Genomic DNA, 18,371 nt, shown 5'->3' with positions numbered 1-18,371 from the left:
TACTGTAAGAGTGTTTACAAGCTATATTTACGGTATTTACAGGTAGATACTTAGCGAGGGTGCCACCTAGATGTATAAGCGTAGACTGCAAAAAATGGGGGCCGCCTCCCTAGGTGTCTCCCTACCGAAGAAGTGGCTACGCCACTACAGGTTGAAGCAGGGTGACGAAGTCGACATCGAGGTGCTGCCAGACTACACGTTGCTGATAAGGCCTTCCTTCGTGAAGAGCCGTGCAGGCTATAGTTGCCAAGTATTCAAGTACGATGACTCTTCCCCGAACGCATCGATAATGAGGCTTGTATCCCTCTACATAAACGGCGTTGACTCCATTAAGGTTCTCTGTGGCTCCACCTGTAACTCCTTCAAGGAGAAGATCTACAGGCTGCTTGAGAGAAACATAATAGGGTTGGAGATCATAGAGGAGGGGGAGGGATACATTACAGTGGCCTGCCTAGTGGACATTCTCTCGCTACCCCTCTCAGAGGTTCTGAGGAAGATGGGTAGACTGGTGCCGGCCATGATGAGGGATGTCGAGTCCTCGATCACGTCGGGTACTGAGCTAGATATCGAGGAACGGGACAGCTTGATTGACAAGCTATACCTTTACTCCGTCAGGCAGCTCAACATGGTGATGCAGGGTAGGCTGCTCCTCGAGAAAACAGGGTTGAAATCCATGGGGGAAGCCATCTCAATAGCCAACCTGCTTAAGATACTGGAGAGGATGGGTGACCATGCCGCTCAACTATACCGTTGGTCTAGGAGTAGGCCTCATAGCATGGACAGCAGGCGTGAAGCTGGCCTACTACTGGGTGAGGTGAGAGCAGCCGCCGAGAAGATCCTCGGCGAGTATCTTGCAGCCCTCGAGAACCCTGAGGAAATGCCCAGTCTCGAGGACACGATAATGGAGTTAAGGATACTTGAGGACAAGGTGAGGAAGCCTGGCCTAGACCCGAGCCTCGTGATAAGCCTTACAAGGATAATAGCTTACCTCAGGGATGTAGCCGAGGTCGTCACCGATATAGTTGTAAGCAGGGAGATGCAGGAGTCAACCTGCAGCGAGGGATTAACCACCGGTGAGCAGTGAGGCGATTGAACCAGCTGCCGCAGTAACAATGTATGCTGCGACCAGTGAGATAGCCACGGCTGTAAGAGTCGTCTTCACACTCCTGCTCTCAGAATATATTGTTGCAACCGTGGCAAGGCACGGCATGTAGAGGGTTGTGAAAACGGCCAGCGAGAACAACTGGAGATCGCTGAGCCCGAGAACACTCATAGCCCCCCTTACAGTGTCGCTTCCCGTTGCCACGAGAAGCGTTGACACGACGAGCTCTTTCGCAATGAAGCCTGTTATAATTGAGAGAGCTATAATCCACGCGTTGCCCCCAGTGATCCCCAGTGGTGCAGTAATGAACTGGAGCCCCCTTGACGCGATGGATGCGATGCTCTCATCCATGTTACCAGTGTATGTGAGCGAGGTGGTGAACGATGTTATGAACCAGACGAACATGCTGCCAGCGAATATCACCAAGCCAGCTCTCTTAGCGAAGTGCTTCACCGTGGCAAGGGTCTTCCAGTAGACGACCCTGGCAAGAGGCCTGTGGAAAGCCGGCACCTCCATGAGTAGCTGGGGCTCCTTAGCGTCACTCCTGCTGAGCTTGTAGAGCACGTAGTTCACAACCAGGAATACTGCTACGGCAAGTAGATACGATGACAACAGTATTAGCCCTGAGAAAAGCCTTGAGACAGCTGATGTAAAGGCCAGTAGCACCACGAGCCTGGCCTGGCATGGTATGAAGGACAGCGTTAAGAGTAGTCGAAGCCTCTCCACACTGTTGGGATTAGTCCTGGTCGCCAGCACTGCGGGGACATTGCAGCCGAATCCAAGCATGAAGGGGAAGAAGGCGTGCCCGCTTAGCCCCATCTTGGAGAAGAAGCTGTGAGAGGCGACTGCGAGCCTTGGGGCTAGGCCGCTGTCCTCCACTATCACCTGGACGATGACCATCACTATTATCAATGGAAGGAAAACCAGTATTGATGCAACACCACCTATAACCCCATCCACTATGAAGCTGTATAGAGCCGGGTTCACATGGGACATAGGCTCCAGCATGCTGGTTAAAGCCGTGAACGATTTCTCAACGAGGCCGCTGAGCGAGTACTCCTCCACTATTGATGCAGCGTTCTCGAAGCCCATCGCCGAGAGAATAGTGTTCAAGGGGAAGCCTGTGTTAAGCGTGAAGACCAGCATGAATATTGAGAGATATATGCCTAGAGCTATGAGGATGCTTACAACCGGCTTGTAGAATATTGAAGGCGAAGGCCCCCTCGGCTTCACCTTAACCTTCACAATGTGCTTCGAGGCAATCGCGTTTATCAGCTTGAAACGGGCCTCAGTGATCCTCTCGGCGGGAACCCCTATGAGTCTACGTGCCTCCCCCAGCAACTCCTCAACCCGTTTGAACTCATCGCTTGAAAGAGTTGACTTCACTACTTCTTCAAGCACACTGTCCCCTTCCAGGAGCCTGACCGCAACCCATCTAGCCGGGTACTCCTTAAGCCTCCCGCTTCTCGAAAGCATCTCCTCCAGTGAGTCAACGTACTCGTTCAACCCGTTGTAATCTATCCTCAGGGGTTCCCTCCGCCCCTTCCTCCCTTCAGCCACATTGATTATCTCATCCAGCAGCCTCTCCACTTCGAAGCCTGAAACTATTGACACGGGTACCACTGGCACGTTAAGCTCCCTGGCTACCCCTTCATAGTTTATATGTATGCCTCTCCCATGGGCTAGGTCGGTTTTAGAGAAGACTAATACTACTCTTCCAGTCAGCTCCAGCACCTGGATTGCTAGATTCATAGTTCTCTCAGGTATCGTTGAGTCGACTACGACCACGACGACATCAGGCTTCTCGAGCAGTATAGCCTCCCTTGCCACAAGCTCCTCCTGGGTCAGAGTCGTAAACCCGTATATCCCTGGGAGATCGTAGAGTATGAGCTTGTATCCTTTGAACGATACCTCCCCTTTGTTCACGGCGACTGTTTTACCCGGCCAGTTACCGACCTCCACATGAGACTTGGTCACCATGTTGAATATCGATGACTTCCCGACGTTCGGCTGACCTATGAAGAGGACCTTTATCACTTTACCCTCCACGGCATCCACCCCCATGGATCAACCCGTCTCCTCACGCAGCTGTTCAACGACTATTCTCCTCGCGAGTCCTTTGCCAAGGACCACTTCTGAGCCGTTGACCCTGATGACCACTGGACCCCGCCCTTCATTATGAACAACCTCCACTATCACGCCGGGGAAAACCCCCAACTGGTAGAGTCTGTGAACCCATCCACCGTGATGCAGTATGCTGGATATTCTTACACGTGAGCCGGGTGGAGCGGAGTCCAGTGTTGTCTCCATGGGCAGTCACCTGTTAGGTATACCTAACACCCTCCTTCAATAGAGTTGTATTGTTGAAGAGGGTAATAAACGAGAAACAGAAGCCGTGTACCTGTACCATGGGCTGCATCATCTAGGTTCAGTCGCGTTCAACCGGCTCCTTAGCCTCAGTGAGGGCTCCCTCAATGAATAGTTTAAGTGCCTCCTCGATTGGAAGAGTCTTCTCCACGACGAAGACACGTATCCCGTGGTCTCTTAGATGCTGGAAGGCGCCGGGACCAACCTCGTAGGCTATTACAGCCTCCACACCCTTGCTCACCAGGTACCTGGCTATCGCCTGGCCCTTACTGCTACCACTACCCATGGTTGCGAACGGATTCCTCTCCAGGGACAGCTGCTTGAAGCCTGTGTCTGAGACCTCGTAGAATGCGAAGTAGGGGGCTTTACCGAAGTGCAGGGATACATAGTTTCTTCCACCACTAGTCATAGCCGGGATGCAGACTATCATTGCCGACACCCTGGAACCACTCTATTTAAGAAGCTATCACAGTGCTATAAATACAAGCCACCCTGGTGAAGCATGTGGAGAAGGCCGCCTCGAATATTGCATCATGCCTTAAAACAGGGGCGTGCAGTATAAGGGATGCTGCCAACGCCCTTTTGGAGACCGTGTTAAACGAAGACGGCTCCATGCTACCCGCCAGTGCTTTGGCAGCACTGTGCTCGCTTAAACAAGTGGTTGAGAGAGACGTCTACATCCAGCTTATCGAGGAGATCGCATCCAGGATTGGCTCAGCGAGGCTGCTCAGCAGCCTAGAACACGTGGCTTTATCCGGGCTGGTTAACGGGGATCAAGGAGTGGATTGCAGTATATCCCTACTGGACGCGTTAAGCGAGACAAAGCTGACGCATCAAGTCCACGATGTGCTCGAGAAAATACTGGGGAAAGCAATCACTGTTGAAAACCCAGGTAGACGCCTAGTGGAGCTGGTGGAGGAAATCATTGACGGCCCCTTCGAGGGTATTCCACCCTTGGAGTCAGCCATGTTCATGGAAGCAATAAGGAGGGCTAGGGGGAGCACGTGGATACCGGTTAAGGTGAGGACTATAAGGGAGGCCAGCGTCGTGAAAAACCCCGGCTACCTGCTTGAGCAAAGATATCTCCATGCCTTAATCAGCCTGCTAGAGGACGTGTTAGACGATCTCATCAAGAACCCTGGTGAAGGAGTTGAAGCCCTCTACAGTGATTTAAACACCGCTTTCACACACCTGTACAAGAACTGCGTCACGTTAATGCCCCACACATCATGCAGTAGACTACTCAGCGAAGTAAGCGGGAAGCTTACAGCGCTAGGCAGCATGGTTCAAAGCCTCCATGGAGAGGGAGACATTGTTGTTCGGTGAGCTACTCTCGAACACAGGGTTTATCCTGGTTTCATCGATAGTGGGCATACTACCCGTGCTAGCAGGCTTCAAGCCCCCAGTGAGATGGATCGATGCATCCCTCGGGTTCTCCGGTGGCGTCATGATAGCCGTCTCCTTCAGCATGCTTTACGAGGGCGAGCTAAGTGCATATAAACTAGTGTTCTTCACAGCCGGGTTCGCTGTGATGTGGCTGCTTGAAGCATTGATTCCCCATGAACACCTTGTTAAAGGATACGAAGGGCCACGGGTTATGAAGGCTAGGTTGAAGATCGCTTGGCTGATAGCTTTCTCGATGATCCTGCACAATGTACCGGAGGGCTTGGCAGTCGGGTCCTCAACGGTCAGGAACCCGGTTCTAGGCTTCTCAGTGGCCGTCGCTATAGGGGTGCAGGATGTTGTCGAGGGCTTCATGGCTGGACTACCGTACGTGATCACTGGGGACAGGGGGAGGGCCTTCCTCCTCTCACTTATTGCTGCATTAGCTGAGGCATTGGCATCGCTTGGAGCAGGGTTCCTTGGAATAGTTGAAGCCGGGGCATTGGCGCCGTTAACGTGCTTCAGTAGTGGTGCAATGGTATTCATAGTGTCACACGAGATAATCCCGGAGACTCATAGAGAACACTCCTCGGAGTCAACCGCCGGCTTCCTTCTAGGTGTAATGGCTGCAACAGTGTTGGAGCTACTGCTCTAATCCTCCGCTGGGCTACTGCTACAAAGTGTCTTCAACGCGTTCCTAACCTCGTTCTCGAGGACATCCCATTCAACACCTATTAGGAGTGCTTTCCTAGCCTCTTTGAACGCTTCGCCCACGCATTCATCGCTTCCACAATCCTTCAATGCCTCCTCTAGTTTCTCAACCACGTCGTCCGGGTAGGCGAAGAAGTCCCCTGAGAAAACCACTCTTTTAATCCTGCAGTCGCTAACCTCCACCTCTATTTCAACAGTTTTCTCTCCTCTCACAGTCTTCACAAACCTCATGGATCTCACCTCTTGAACACCCACTCACTGCTCCTGTACTTCAATGACAGCTCCTCGGCGAGCTTCAACTCGTCCTCCCTGTATTCATCTAGGAATACTTCAGCACCCAACGCTTTAGCGAAGCCCTTTACCATGGCCTCTGCAACATCCCTTTTATCTATGTCCCTCTGTAACGCTTCCCGGAGAGTCACCACTCTCTCCCTTATGCTCCTCACGCCTTTCGCCTGCAACTTGGCTTGTGGAGCCCGCAGCACTCTGGATGCCTCATCGAGATCCGTGGCATACATCATTGTACCGTGCTGTAGGAGGAAGCCTTTTCTACGTGCCTGGGCACTGCCCGAGATCTTCCTTCCATTGACAACTATGTCGTTGACTGGTGCGAAGGCTGCGTCAACCCCTAGTATGCGCAGGGACTCCACAAGCCCCCTGCAAATGGCCTCGTAGCTCTCGCGGACATCGCTGAAGACTCCTCTTGCAGGCAGCACGATACCGTATGTAACTTCACCGCTTGCATCATGGTATACGGAGCCGCCTCCACTAATCCTCCTGGTTACATCTATGCCCCTTGACGAGGCATATCCTAGATCCACGGATTCCTCTACCTTCTGAAAGTACCCAATAGTGACGGCGGACGGCTTAATAACGTAGAGTCTCAGCGTATCGGGAATCCTGTCCTGCAACCTGAGCTCGAGCATGGCTTCATCCATACCCATGCTCCATGAAACCGGGGCCCCCTCTAGATCCATCACGACCCGGAGCCGCATCCCTCCCTCACCATGAAGGACTTCGGCTGCCTCCTGATGCAACACCATGGATCATGGATGGTTGTGGAAGCTATAAATCTGTTGTAGGGATCAAGAAGCTAACGGTTGATTAGAATGCTCGTTAGAGCATCCATCGGGACCCTCGCTAAGCTAGGGTTATCCAGCGTGAGAATGAGTGATGAACCTACTACAGCGTACTTCCTACAATACTCTGATAATGGATGCCTCGGGAAATGCGGGTTCTGCAATCAGTCAAGGATGACTGTAGGCAGGCAGGATTGGCTTGGGAAAATAGTGTGGCCTCTAGTGGAGTCATCGCTTATTCTGAGATCGTGGAGAGACGTGTTTAAGCGGATATGCTTCCAGACGGTTCTCAAGAAGGGTTTCATCACGGAGGCAAAGTCCTTTATACAAGGTATCTCGGGAGTCAGCAGGCTACCCATATCGCTGGCAATAACGCCTGTTCCCAAGGGGGTTCTGGAGGAGTTCAAGGAGCTCGGTGTCAGCGAGCTAGGGGTGGGCCTTGATACTGCGACACGTGAGTTGTTTGCTAAGTGGGGGAAGCCGTACACGTGGGAGATATACTGGAGCTTCATAGAAAACGCTGTCGAGGTGTTTGGGAGGGGGCGTGTATATGTTCACTTAATAGTGGGCTTAGGGGAGAGGCTTAGGGAGGCCGTTGACACCTTGATCAAAATATACTCGGCCGGTGCGAGAGCCGCGTTATTCAACTACTTCGACACCGGTTCAATGAAGAGTATAGATAAAAAGTATTACAGGGTCGTCCAACTAGCCGTAGAGCTCCTCGAGAACGGGGAGAACCCACTGGACTACATAGATGTCGACGCCGGAGTTTTCAAAAGGCAGCCACCGGTGGATGTTTTCAAGGCATTATACACCAGGGGGTGCCCCGGGTGCAATAGGCCCTTTTACACTGACCTACCCAGCTCCATATACAATTATCCATCGCGGAGAACACTTGAGAAACACAGGCAGATTGTGATCGAGGAGTTAAGGAGTATAGGTGTCATGGTTTGAAGTACTTCCTGCACATCGAGAAATTCACCTCGGTATCCATCACCGGCTCAGCCTGCTGGTTGAACTGCAGGTTCTGCAGAGGCAAGTACCTTAGACACATGACCCATCTAAGCAGGGATAGAGCTGGTGAGATCCTTAGGGGGCTCTACGAGTCGGGTGTGAGGGGAATACTGGTCAGCGGCGGTTTCACCAGGGAAGGCTACCTGCCCATTGAAGGCTTCATCGACGTGTTGAGGGATGCGAGGAGGAAGTATGGTTTCATATACAACGCGCACCTAGGTTTACAGAGGGATAGAAGCACGCTTGAAGCATTAAGGGGAATAATAGATGTAGTGGACTACGAGTTCACGTTAAGCAACTATATTGCAAAATATGTGAGAGGACTCCCAGTGAATGTAGAAGCCTACCTGGAATCACTGAAGCTCATGAGCGATGCAGGCTTACACGTGGTACCCCACCTCTACCTCTGGCACCCCGGGTTCTCCAAAGAGGTGTTTCGAAGAGAGGTCAAGGCAGTTGAAGATCTCGGATTAAATGAGGTCACACTACTCGCGTACATACCGGAACCCGGTGAGGCAACCACGCCTCAAGCCGGCACGGTGTTAGAGAACCTGCGTGAGGCCAGGAGACTATTCAATGGTAGAATATATCTGGGATGCATGAGGCCCCACTACATTAAGAGAGAACTAGATACGGCGGCCGTTGACGAAGGGCTTGTGGATAGGATTGCAAACCCGTATCACCCACTGCTCGACGACTCCTCGGAGATATATGATGCATGCTGCTCGCTCCCAGAGAATCTACTACAGGGCTTCAAGACATCTATTGGTAGGCGTTGACAACTATATGCTTACGGAGAGCCCTGTATGGATCCTGGTGAAGTCGCTTCCATAGGCTTGAAGAAGCATTGCTTCAGCCTTCAAGCCTGTACAGTGGCCTGCAACCACTTTCTCAACTCCGAGCTCGCGGAGTGCCTGGATCGTCCTCGCGATCCTATGCTCATCAGCATCTACAAGATGGAAGCCGCCCATAACCATGTGTATTCTATCGCCAAGCACGCTGGACGCCTTCCTTGCAATACTAGCCACACCTGGATGACTGCATCCTACGAGCAAGAGAATCCCCTTCCTACTCCTCACAGCTAGGCTCACTTCATGGCTAACCCAGTCCTCGACCAGTGAACCGTTTGCGACAATGTAGTAACTTGTTGAATTATTCTCGAATCCCAGCCTTTCCCCGAGCCCTATGAGCCCTGGAATCGAGACCCCTGGTGCCAGGTCGAGTCTACCATCAACCTCTATGAATCTAGCGCCCAGTGCCTCGGCTTCCTCCCTAGTCCACTCATGGTTGAGTACACGTAGCCTCGGCTTCAAAGCCACCGACCTGTGGAAGAAGCCTTTTCCAACTATGACTGGCACCAGCCTCTTCCTCCCAGCCGTCTTCAGCAATGTGGGAAGCCCGTTTGCATGGTCGTAATGGTTATGGGATAACACAATGTAGTCGACGTCGTCGAAGCTTAACCCAAGCACCTCCATGTTGCGGAGTACTGCTTCACCATTATACCCGGTGTCGAATAACACGGTGACCTCGCTCCCTTCCTCCATGGTTGCCTTCACAAGGTAGGAGACGCCGTGCTGTGCGAGGAGTCCCCGTGTCATCCCAGCATAGTCGTCAGCAAGGACAAATACCTCAACCCTCCTGGGTATAGCTGTATCCAAATCGAACCAACCTCTCCCAGGAGCCCTCCTGGATCCAGCTGATACCTAGTGCATCTTATAAATCAGTAACCACTAGTTTCAACCCGTGCTTTCTTTGAAGCGGGAACCAGGCTAATTCATGCATGATGCTCGTTCAGCATGGTGCAGGATCCCGATTCATCCTCTGCCTCAGCAGGTTTTGAGCTGACTCTAGGTTAGTGGTAGACGCCGAGTATCAATGCTGTGCCTGAAAGGAACAATAGGACAAGGTCTTAGGTTCCGGCATCCCCTGGAGTGTGATGGTTCTTTTTAAAGCGGAAAGAATGTCAGAAGGCAACCTTGTCGGGTGCAACCTGGCCATAGTTGGTGCTGATGAATTCGACGTGGCTTCCCCTGATTATTATTCTCCCATACCTAGATGTGGGCTTTCCTTCACTACTGTACTCTGTGCAGTCGCTTAACACTATGTTCATTGTGCCATCAATCAAGTCCAGTGTTCCAATGTACTCGTAGCCGCCCTTTATCCTGACCAGTATTATCTGCCCCTCTGCACTCTTCAAGACTTTCATGGGTGAAGGCGGCCTGTAACCCCTGGATACATTGCTCATGGCTGTGCACCACGTGTCTTTAGGTATCGTTGGTCTAATAAATTACACGTAGGTCTTTAAAAGGTTTCCGGCTGTGTAGCCGAGTTCTTCACGCAGACATAGAATTCATCTATGTGCTCGGCGATCTTCTTAAAGCACGCATCGAACAATGCCGGGGGAGTGGAATGGTGTTTCACATGGCTTGACACAATTATCAAGCCACCCCTACCAGTCACCCTTTTGAATTCCCGGGTAGCCTCCCTCTTTCCACCTATATTGCTCCACGCCGTCACTGAGACCACTATATCGATGCTTGAATCCCTCAACGGGATCTCCTCTGCGTAGCCTACCACGGGTATCACACGGTAGTCGACTGGTTTCTCCGACAACCTGCTTATCATTCCAACACTTGGATCCAGGCATATGTACCTCGCATACCTGTCGAGCCCTCTTTCAGCCAGGTATTCTACCAGTAGACCCGTCCCGCATCCAGCGTCAAGCAGTGTGGCTGAATCCATGTACCTGGTTAACAGTGCTACTAGTACACCGTACTTGCTGTATTGTTCAACCCGGTAGAGTTCATCGTACGATGAAGCTGTTGCATCATATCTCCAGGCGTCATCACCACCTGTTTGATCCAAGGCTGGATTACTCATGACGGGTCTTCTCCCCGGTTCCACGCTCCCGTTCTCCGGGTCTCCGCCCGTATTCTAGGAGGCTTCTCCTTAAGCCTTTCTCAACTGCTAAGCGGTAGAGCTCGCGGAGATCCACCTGCCTGTACTCGAGCTGAAGCCTCAGCAGCGTCTCAATCGCTGAAGGCGAGAAGGACGGGGCTATGAGTATACCTCTGGGTCTTTTACCGTATGTCGCCTCATATGCTTTCACATAGCCGTATAACTGGAGGACGGCATCCCTGGATGCTGTGATCCTCTTTAATTCAACTATGACCGGCCTACCCTCCTTGTCGACCCCGTATATGTCTGCTTGCCCGGATCCAAGTCTTTTTTCATCCTCGACCACTCTGAACCCGGGCTCTATTAGCTCCGGGTTTCCCACGAGCACCCTCTTCATCTCGGCTTCATCGAGGTACATTGTGAACTCAGCGTCATCCCTTAGCCTGGCAATAATCACCGAGTCAACCCTGGAGAAAGAGATATTCAACACTTCCCTCGGCTTACTCCTGACGGCCAGTATTGAGAGCTCGCCTCTCTCGTTAATCCATGCCTCTATCACACTGGTGTCTGGCTGCCAGTTTACAGGGGAATAGCCGGTGGGGCGGTGGACGAGGACTGAGCCGTCCTGCTTTATCATGAGCACCCTGTCACCCTTACCTAGCCTCGATGTGCTCCGGCCCTCGTATTCAACACTGCACTCGCCGATCACGATGACCGTGTTCCTCTCGCCGATGGCTCTCCTAATGAGATCCGGTAGTGCCGCTGGGTCGGGTTTCTCAAGGATCAGGGGTTCATTCACCGGTGCCACCCGTACACCAGGATGCATCATTCACCCGTTCACAGATAATCTTAACACCCCCTTTTTCCACAAGCCTCCTGTAAAGGGATGCAACCCTCCTGTTATTCACGTATCTTCCATGAGGCCGGAGACCGCCTGAGAAGCTCCTCGGTATATGGAGGAGCTCGTGAATCAGCACCTTAACCCGGTCCTCGAGTCCGAGCCTGTAGAACTTCTCGGAGACCACTTCTATTACATAGATAGGCTTAATGCCGAGTGCCACTAGAAGCAGTCTTTCAACACCATGGATCCTGGCGAGCGCCCTAGTCCTAGCACCAATACTCCTATAGCACCTCACTCTTTCGACGTCAATGTAGCCCAGCTCATCGCCAAGTGCATCCCTTATTGCTTCAATAGCTCTGCATACATCCGGCGCCGGCTCGTACCTCGGTAACCCCATGGGTACTCAGCCCTTCACCTCGCTCCACACGTGGTCCGGCAGCCTCTTGTTGACTATGTAGTATACTAGGTCGCCTGATATAAGGGGTTTACCGTCTACCAGCGGGTACCGGAAGGGTAACCGGACTACTCCTTCAGGCGTCTCAATGGATACCCCGTCCACATACCTGTATCCATCTACTCCTTTATTCAAATACATGTAGTGAATATAGTAGACTGCTCCATCTATGCTGTACTGCCCGCTCCCTATGTTGAAGGCCCTCGCCCCTGTGAGCCTGCTTGTCAGGAGCTCCCATGTACGCCTCCTGGGCGGGTGATCACCGAGGATGCCTCCGACCACCACGTACCTGGCTGTTGAGAGATCCCGGTAGGTCAACTCTCTTGGACTAGCTGGATCCAATACTATGACGTCCTCTCGTCTAACCAATCCCCTGTCAACCATGTCAACTATGCTTTCCGCTACAGGCTTCCCATACCTAGCCATAATCCTGTGGTATCTGAGAGGCATATTTGTGAAGACCACGCATTGGGAGCCGTAGATGCTTGAGAGATGCCTGTACTCGAGGAGTATCCACGGGCTTAAGCCTTCCTCAAGGTGCTCTACGACTACAACCGGCTTCCCGCACCCGGCTCCCTCCATTTTAAGGAACCCTCGCCACGTTGCTTAGCTTTGCTTGAAGCACATGCCCGACTACCAGGGTCTTCAACAGGTTAGAGGTTGCTGTGAGGCTTATAAACATGCCTCAACCCATGGCGAGCCCAGGGCTCCGGCGGTTATCCTCTATGAGGGATGTGTTAGATCGTATAGTATGAACACTGTGGAGAGCCATGCTGTGTAGAATGATAGGAGCCCCCTTAAGTAGAGATGCATCCTCTTCACCGGCCTGTATTTTACAGCCACATACATTACGGTGGCATAGTACACCATGGGGGAGAGACCCCATGTTATCGCGCTTGCCTCAACAGGCCCCATCAGCAACACTAGAATGTATGTTACAACGCCGTACACTATCCCTGTAACAAGCCTGGACAACCATATCTTATCCTCGATGTCCATAAACCACACCGCGTCATGGCTACCGGGGTCGGATAGGGTTTCGCAGAGTGCCTTGATTTAACGGGTTTAAAACATACTGTACAGAATACTAGGATTAAGCGGGCGACTTATAAGTCTTCAAGCAGCATGGAGCACGCCTCTGAAACATGGTGCCTTGAAGCGGTGGTGTATTTGCTGAAGAAGGCCATGGATATACTAGACGTGTATGCCTGGGTGGGTAGGCACGGTGCATCTCTAACAAGCTGCTTCGTTGACAACGCATACCATTGCAAGTCATACTGGATTCTTAAACTAAGGTGCCCTAGTGGCGTGACCCATTTGAAGATCGAGCCAGCTGTAAGGATACATTTATCCCAAAGCATACCGGAGGAGAAAGACATAGATGGCTTCACGAGATTCCTCAGAAGCAGGGTCAGGGATTCAAGGATACTATCGGTTAGACAGCCTTGGTGGGAGCGCATAGTTGTACTCGAAACAGGTGCGCGTGAGAAGCCCCTGAGACACTACATAGAGGTTGTCCCGAGGGGACAATGGGTGGTCGCAGACCCTAGTGATAGAATAATTTACTCGACACGGTTCACTGAGTACAGGGATCGAGTGATAAAGCCCTCGGAGACCTATAAGCCCCCGCCGTTCAAGGGATCAGACCCCTGGGATAGTGCAACGCTTAGAGATAGACTCAAGGAGGGAAGAGACTTAGTCAGGGCACTGGTTACAGCATGGGGTCTCCCAGGCCACATAGCCGAGGAGATCCTCTACCGTGCAGGACTCCTCGAGGCGAAGAACAAGAGGGTTTCAGAAATACCTTCACCCGATGTTGAGAGGCTCATCGAGGAGTACGGCTCAATAGTTAGAGAGGCGTCCACAGGGATGGGATACCTGGTGTATAGTGGTGAAAACACCTTGGACATCTATACATCATACAACCCGCTTCTATTCCGTGATGTATACAATAATAGTGTTAAACAAGTAGAGGACATAAACACCGCGATAGATGCCTACTTCACGGAGTACGAGGCCGAGCTAGAGCGGCAGAGGAGACTTGATGAACTGGCTGCAGCGGTGAAGGAGATTGAGGCAAGGATCAAGAGGCAGGAGGAGGTGATAAGGGGTTACCGTGAAGAGGTTGAAAAAATAGGGAGGATCCTTCAACTAATATACGGTAACTACGCCTCGGTCAACGAAGCATTGGAGTGTGCTCGATCAACGAGGGCTGTAAAGGGCTGGGAGCACATCGCCAAGGATTGCCCCGGTGTTGTAGGCGTCTATAAGGATAAAGGCATAGTAGTCCTCAGAGTCAACGGGGAGGTCCTCGAGCTCTCCATACGGAAAGGCCTCGACAAGCAGGTCGTGGAACTCGAGAAGAAGCGGGGAGAGCTGGTAGGAAAGATAGAGTCAGCTGTGAAGGTGCTCGAGGAAATGCGCCGTCAGCTGAACGAGGCTTCAAGCACCATGAGCATCGAGGATAAAACCGTTAGAAGACTGTCTCCAACCCTCTGGTATGAGAGATTCCACTGGCTTTTCACGAGGAATGGTTTCCTAGCAATAGGGGGTAGAGACCAGTCTCAGAACGAGATGGTGGTGCGAAAATACCTTGGTGACAACGATGTATTCATCCACGCCGATATACATGGCGGCTCCGCAGTAGTCTTGAAGAGTAGGGGTCTTCACAGCGTGGAAGACGTGGTTGACGCATCATATCTAGCGGCATGCTACTCGAGGGCGTGGAGAGCTGGCTTTAGCTTCATAGAGGTATTCTGGGTCCCGGGGAGCCAGGTTTCTAAGACCCCTCCATCCGGAGAGTACCTGCCCAGGGGAGCCTTCATGATATATGGCTCCAAGAACTTCCTATCCATCCCTCTGAGACTCGCCGTAGGGGCTAGGTTCTTCAGCGACGACATATATGGCGACTACATCAAGGTGATCGTGGGATCCGAGGAACTTGTAAGCCGGCAGGCCATAGCATACGCTGTGCTGACCCCTGGAGACGAGGATGTAAGGGATGTCTCAGAGAGCATAAGGGAGTTCCTCGAGAAAGCCGTGTTAGAGTACAAGGGGGCAAGGTATAGGATTGGGTTGGCTGAGGTTGAATCAAGGATCCCGGGTCCCTCAAGGATCATTGGGCTCCATAGGGGAGCCGTCTCCGAGGCCAGTGGTCAATCAACGTAGCCTCGCCGCCCTGCAGTTGATGAATAGTTAAACTTAAATGCTGTGATGAAGCTCAGTAATACCCTAGTAAAAGTGGTTAAATGGAGGGATGAATGTGGGTGCACGGAGAAATATTGAAATAGAGCTCCTAAGGATGGCTAGTGTTAGCAGCATGAAGGTTGAACTAGTTGAGAGAAAAGGGGTGGGACACCCTGATTACATAGCTGACTCAGCCAGTGAGGCGGCATCCAGGGCTCTTTCAAAATACTATTTAAAGGAGTTTGGGACGATACTGCACCACAACCTGGATAAAACCCTGCTGGTAGGCGGGCAATCCAACCCTAGGTTCGGCGGCGGCATCCTCCTGGAGCCAATATACATAGTGGTGGCTGGCAGGGCTACTACAGAGGTGCGAACCGAAGACGGCTTAGTGAAGATCCCCTTCGGCAGGATAATAGTTGAGGCTGTGAAGGAGTGGATTAAGAAGAATATGAGATACCTTGATCCCGAGAAACATGTAATAGTCGACTACATGGTGAGAAAGGGTAGTGCAGACCTGGTGACGGTGTTCGAGGCAGGGAAATCCTCTGTGCCCTTGGCGAATGACACGAGTATAGGCGTGGGATACGCCCCGCTCTCCAGCCTGGAGAAACTAGTGCTTCAAAGCGAGCGGCTTCTCAACAGCCCGGAGTTCAAGTCGAAAGTGCCCGCTGTAGGCGAGGATGTAAAGGTCATGGGTCTTAGAAGGGGGAAGGAGATAGTGCTCACAATAGCTGCAGCGATAATCGACCGCGAGGTTAGAGACAAATATGAGTACCTCAAGGTCAAAGAAGACATAGTGGAGGCGGTGTCAGATCTATCCAGCAAGATAGTGCCCGACTACAATGTTAGAATACATGTGAACACCGCTGACATACCTGAGAGAGACAGCTTCTACCTAACCGTTACAGGCACCTCCGCTGAGCACGGCGACGATGGTGCCACTGGTAGGGGTAACCGTGCCAATGGCTTGATCCCGCCCATGAGGCCTATAAGCCTAGAGGCAACCGCAGGGAAGAACCCTGTGAACCACGTGGGCAAGATATATAATGTGGTGGCCAGGAGGATAGCTGAAAGAGTATACGAGATCTACAATGGCGTGTTCTCAGACATCTATGTGGAGCTGTTGAGCCAGATAGGGAAGCCGATTGATCAACCCCTTGTAGCAAGCATTAAACTGATCCCGAGTGATTCATCGATGACCGAGATCCCCGGGCATATTAAGAGCGAGATCAATGGGATAGCGGATGAAGAGTTGGCGAACATAAAGAGAGTCACTGAGATGGTGTTGAACGACCAGGTTACCCTGTATTAGGCGTCTGCTTTTTAAGCCTGGATCTCTGGTAATCCTCTATCATCCTCAGGATCCTCTCATGCTTCTCGAGCTCCACTAGTTCATTTATTCTACGCCAGAGCTCCTCAGCCTTCTCCACAACCCCTTTATCAACGAGGACGTAGTCTCCTATCTCGACCACGGTTTCAGGCTTCACAACCGGTATTCTTTCCTTTAGGGGGTCCACCTCTACTATAGGTGACGCTATGAAGCCCCTTACGTTGGTTAAGGCTTCCCTTAGTTCAGCAGGTATCTCCAGTACTTTATCCATGTAAACACCCCTGCTAATACTCCCCTGCCTCACTGCTTGACTCCCGGCCCTAGGTAGCATTATTAGCTCCCCGCGTCCAAGCTTGACAATGTTCCCCTCGAGCGTGAGCAGCTTCCCGTAGAGCTCCCTTATAACGGCATCCTTATCGTCGATCCTCCTTCTTAACGCCTCTATCTCCTCGATGAGGCTGCTTATCTTCCTCTCGTATTCTTCTACACCTGGTTTCCTGGAGCGCATTAACCTGAGCTCTAGCTCTAGATCCCGTATGTAGGAGTCCCTCTTCTCAACATCCTCAATGAGCCTCCTGACAAGCGCCTCCAGTGCACTTACTTTCTCACGTAGCTTCCCGCATCCCTGCTGAGTTGTAGGCTTCTCCTCCACTATTGGTTGACGGCGAGGTATATTCCTCTTGAAGTATTCTTCGAGCACCTCTGAAAGCGGGCGGCCTCTGAGCACCTCAGCTATCAATTGGTATCTATCCACATCCCTTATCCCGGCGAGCTTGGATTTAGCTTCCTCAATAGTGTTCCTATACTTGTTGTAAGCCTTCACAGCTGCAGCGAGGGCATCCCTGGCATGTGCATCAGGTATGTCGACCGAGTATCTATCCATGTACTCCCTTGCAATCCTATTCTTGTCGTCGACACTCATGTCCTGGTCTGGTGCATAGAGTACTGCATTAAGCATTGCTGCAAGCTTTACGACTGTTTCAGGGGGCCTTGAGACATCGGTGGCCACTATTATGGGTCTGCCGAGCTCGCTTACCGCGGCGACCACGTCATCCCTGTCCGGGCTCTTCATGCTGGTAACGAGCAGGGGTACACCATCCAATGTGAGGACGGCTACACCTATCCCCATGCCTGGATCCACGCCAACTATTACTGGTATCCGTGTCTTCTCCTCGCCTACTTCAAGCAGCCTCCTGCTCCTATAAGGCTTGATCATGATCCTTACATTCTTGTATCTGAACTGCTTCACCAAGCCATGTAGACTGTCCCTGGGGGCGTAGACTATGAAGACGCTTTTCTCGAGGCCGCCTTTACTCCTCTTAATCACCATGTCGTAGTCGAACCCGTTTTCATCCAGGACGCGTTTAACCTCCTTAGTTGCCTGCACTATGCTAGCCCTGATGCCCCTCAGGAACCTATCCCTGCTCATGCCTCCCTGTGATACGCTTCTCCCCTTCGTGATAACTATCCTGGTTTTCTCCGCGAAGACCTTGACTTCTTGACCAATGCCCTTGTAGGCGGCCAAGGCATTGATGTAGGCGGTTTTAAGAGGTGTCTGAACACGTGGATCCATCCCGAGCTCTCTCGCGATGTCACCTATGCTCCTGGAGCCCCCGGGTAACCCTGTGGTTTGGACTACTCTGACCCCGCTTGGGAGCAACTCAAGTATCTTCCTCAGCGCGTTCTCTGATGGGGCTAGCTCATATATGTTGTCAACCGCTATGGTGTCTACATGATACTCTAGGACGAGCCTCAGTAACCGGTGTAACTCGATGTCCTCAAATGATGCTACAAGCTCTCCTCCCCTGAGTATCACCACTGAGTAGAGCGGCTGCCTCCTACTGTTAGGCGATGAACCAGGCTGTATGTCTACACCCATTACCGTTGACAGTATGGTATCACCTGATCAACCTGATATCATTAAACACCCTTATTTAAGCGCTCCCTCTTTCACGGAGCTTCCGGCTGGTTTCAGATGCCTCCTAACACCATTAGATGGACCC

General features: G+C 51.9%; 20 protein-coding genes. 7 read left to right on the top strand and 13 right to left on the bottom strand.

What is annotated here, in order from left to right:
* The first annotated feature begins 70 nt into the window (after window positions 1-70).
* Entirely contained in the window at window positions 71-1,084 is a 1,014-nt protein-coding gene (locus DESMU_RS01110) for a phosphate signaling complex PhoU family protein (RefSeq protein WP_013561754.1), read from the top strand.
* On the opposite strand, the gene feoB is transcribed toward DESMU_RS01110, so the two are convergent.
* From feoB to DESMU_RS01095, 3 genes are all read right to left on the bottom strand, one after another.
* Complete coding sequence (gene feoB, locus DESMU_RS01105; protein ID WP_013561753.1) at window positions 1,064-3,151, bottom strand: ferrous iron transport protein B; 2,088 nt, start codon at window positions 3,149-3,151, stop codon at window positions 1,064-1,066. The genes DESMU_RS01110 and feoB overlap by 21 nt on opposite strands.
* A gap of 18 nt (window positions 3,152-3,169) precedes the next feature.
* Window positions 3,170-3,412: a FeoA family protein gene (locus tag DESMU_RS01100; RefSeq protein WP_013561752.1), complete on the bottom strand. Its 243-nt coding sequence runs from the start codon at window positions 3,410-3,412 to the stop codon at window positions 3,170-3,172.
* Window positions 3,413-3,530: 118 nt separating this feature from the next.
* Window positions 3,531-3,899, bottom strand: a complete 369-nt coding sequence (locus DESMU_RS01095; RefSeq protein ID WP_013561751.1) for a NifB/NifX family molybdenum-iron cluster-binding protein — start codon at window positions 3,897-3,899, stop codon at window positions 3,531-3,533.
* Between the two features lie 65 nt (window positions 3,900-3,964).
* Between DESMU_RS01095 and DESMU_RS01090 the strand changes: the two genes are divergently transcribed.
* Entirely contained in the window at window positions 3,965-4,795 is an 831-nt protein-coding gene (locus tag DESMU_RS01090; protein ID WP_152648971.1) for a hypothetical protein, read from the top strand.
* Complete coding sequence (locus DESMU_RS01085) at window positions 4,767-5,507, top strand: ZIP family metal transporter (RefSeq protein ID WP_013561749.1); 741 nt, start codon at window positions 4,767-4,769, stop codon at window positions 5,505-5,507. The genes DESMU_RS01090 and DESMU_RS01085 overlap by 29 nt, the downstream gene beginning before the upstream one ends.
* On the opposite strand, the gene DESMU_RS01080 is transcribed toward DESMU_RS01085, so the two are convergent.
* Window positions 5,504-5,794: a lipoate protein ligase C-terminal domain-containing protein gene (locus DESMU_RS01080; protein ID WP_013561748.1), complete on the bottom strand. Its 291-nt coding sequence runs from the start codon at window positions 5,792-5,794 to the stop codon at window positions 5,504-5,506. The two genes, DESMU_RS01085 and DESMU_RS01080, sit on opposite strands and share 4 nt — an antisense overlap.
* Window positions 5,795-5,799: 5 nt before the next feature.
* Window positions 5,800-6,606, bottom strand: a complete 807-nt coding sequence (locus DESMU_RS01075; RefSeq protein WP_245526462.1) for a lipoate--protein ligase family protein — start codon at window positions 6,604-6,606, stop codon at window positions 5,800-5,802.
* A 66-nt stretch (window positions 6,607-6,672) separates the two neighbouring features.
* Between DESMU_RS01075 and lipS2 the strand changes: the two genes are divergently transcribed.
* Together lipS2 and lipS1 are read left to right on the top strand one after the other, a co-directional pair.
* On the top strand, window positions 6,673-7,596 hold the full coding sequence (lipS2, locus tag DESMU_RS01070; protein ID WP_013561746.1) for a LipS2 family lipoyl synthase: 924 nt from the start codon (window positions 6,673-6,675) through the stop codon (window positions 7,594-7,596).
* Entirely contained in the window at window positions 7,593-8,435 is an 843-nt protein-coding gene (lipS1, locus tag DESMU_RS01065) for a LipS1 family lipoyl synthase (protein WP_013561745.1), read from the top strand. Before lipS2 ends, lipS1 begins: the two co-directional genes overlap by 4 nt.
* A gap of 3 nt (window positions 8,436-8,438) precedes the next feature.
* Here lipS1 and DESMU_RS01060 read toward each other — a convergent pair whose 3' ends face one another.
* From DESMU_RS01060 to DESMU_RS01030, 7 genes are all read right to left on the bottom strand, one after another.
* Entirely contained in the window at window positions 8,439-9,314 is an 876-nt protein-coding gene (locus DESMU_RS01060; RefSeq protein WP_013561744.1) for an MBL fold metallo-hydrolase, read from the bottom strand.
* Between the two features lie 305 nt (window positions 9,315-9,619).
* Complete coding sequence (locus tag DESMU_RS01055; protein ID WP_013561743.1) at window positions 9,620-9,901, bottom strand: U6 snRNA-associated Sm-like protein LSm6; 282 nt, start codon at window positions 9,899-9,901, stop codon at window positions 9,620-9,622.
* A gap of 56 nt (window positions 9,902-9,957) precedes the next feature.
* A complete protein-coding gene (locus tag DESMU_RS01050) occupies window positions 9,958-10,560 on the bottom strand; it encodes a class I SAM-dependent methyltransferase (protein ID WP_245526461.1) in 603 nt (200 codons plus the stop codon).
* Window positions 10,529-11,353 (bottom strand): endonuclease NucS, encoded by an 825-nt coding sequence (nucS, locus tag DESMU_RS01045; RefSeq protein WP_245526460.1) that lies wholly within the window; start codon window positions 11,351-11,353, stop codon window positions 10,529-10,531. The genes DESMU_RS01050 and nucS overlap by 32 nt, the downstream gene beginning before the upstream one ends.
* Window positions 11,346-11,792, bottom strand: coding sequence for a putative metallopeptidase (locus tag DESMU_RS01040; protein ID WP_013561740.1), 447 nt, complete (start codon window positions 11,790-11,792; stop codon window positions 11,346-11,348). Before DESMU_RS01040 ends, nucS begins: the two co-directional genes overlap by 8 nt.
* A 6-nt stretch (window positions 11,793-11,798) precedes the next feature.
* Complete coding sequence (locus tag DESMU_RS01035) at window positions 11,799-12,431, bottom strand: RNA methyltransferase (protein ID WP_013561739.1); 633 nt, start codon at window positions 12,429-12,431, stop codon at window positions 11,799-11,801.
* A gap of 141 nt (window positions 12,432-12,572) precedes the next feature.
* A complete protein-coding gene (locus DESMU_RS01030) occupies window positions 12,573-12,848 on the bottom strand; it encodes a hypothetical protein (protein WP_013561738.1) in 276 nt (91 codons plus the stop codon).
* Window positions 12,849-13,010: 162 nt separating this feature from the next.
* Here DESMU_RS01030 and rqcH point away from each other — a divergent pair, with 162 nt between their 5' ends.
* Window positions 13,011-15,017, top strand: coding sequence for a ribosome rescue protein RqcH (rqcH, locus tag DESMU_RS01025; protein ID WP_245526459.1), 2,007 nt, complete (start codon window positions 13,011-13,013; stop codon window positions 15,015-15,017).
* Window positions 15,018-15,105: 88 nt separating this feature from the next.
* On the top strand, window positions 15,106-16,350 hold the full coding sequence (locus tag DESMU_RS01020) for a methionine adenosyltransferase (RefSeq protein ID WP_013561736.1): 1,245 nt from the start codon (window positions 15,106-15,108) through the stop codon (window positions 16,348-16,350).
* Here DESMU_RS01020 and DESMU_RS01015 read toward each other — a convergent pair.
* Window positions 16,337-18,247, bottom strand: coding sequence for a DUF460 domain-containing protein (locus DESMU_RS01015; RefSeq protein ID WP_013561735.1), 1,911 nt, complete (start codon window positions 18,245-18,247; stop codon window positions 16,337-16,339). The genes DESMU_RS01020 and DESMU_RS01015 overlap by 14 nt on opposite strands.
* Between the last annotated feature and the right edge of the window lie 124 nt (window positions 18,248-18,371).

The organism is Desulfurococcus mucosus DSM 2162 (assembly GCF_000186365.1).
Taxonomy (GTDB): Archaea; Thermoproteota; Thermoprotei_A; order Sulfolobales; family Desulfurococcaceae; genus Desulfurococcus; species Desulfurococcus mucosus.
This window is presented reverse-complemented; position numbering and strand designations above follow the sequence as displayed.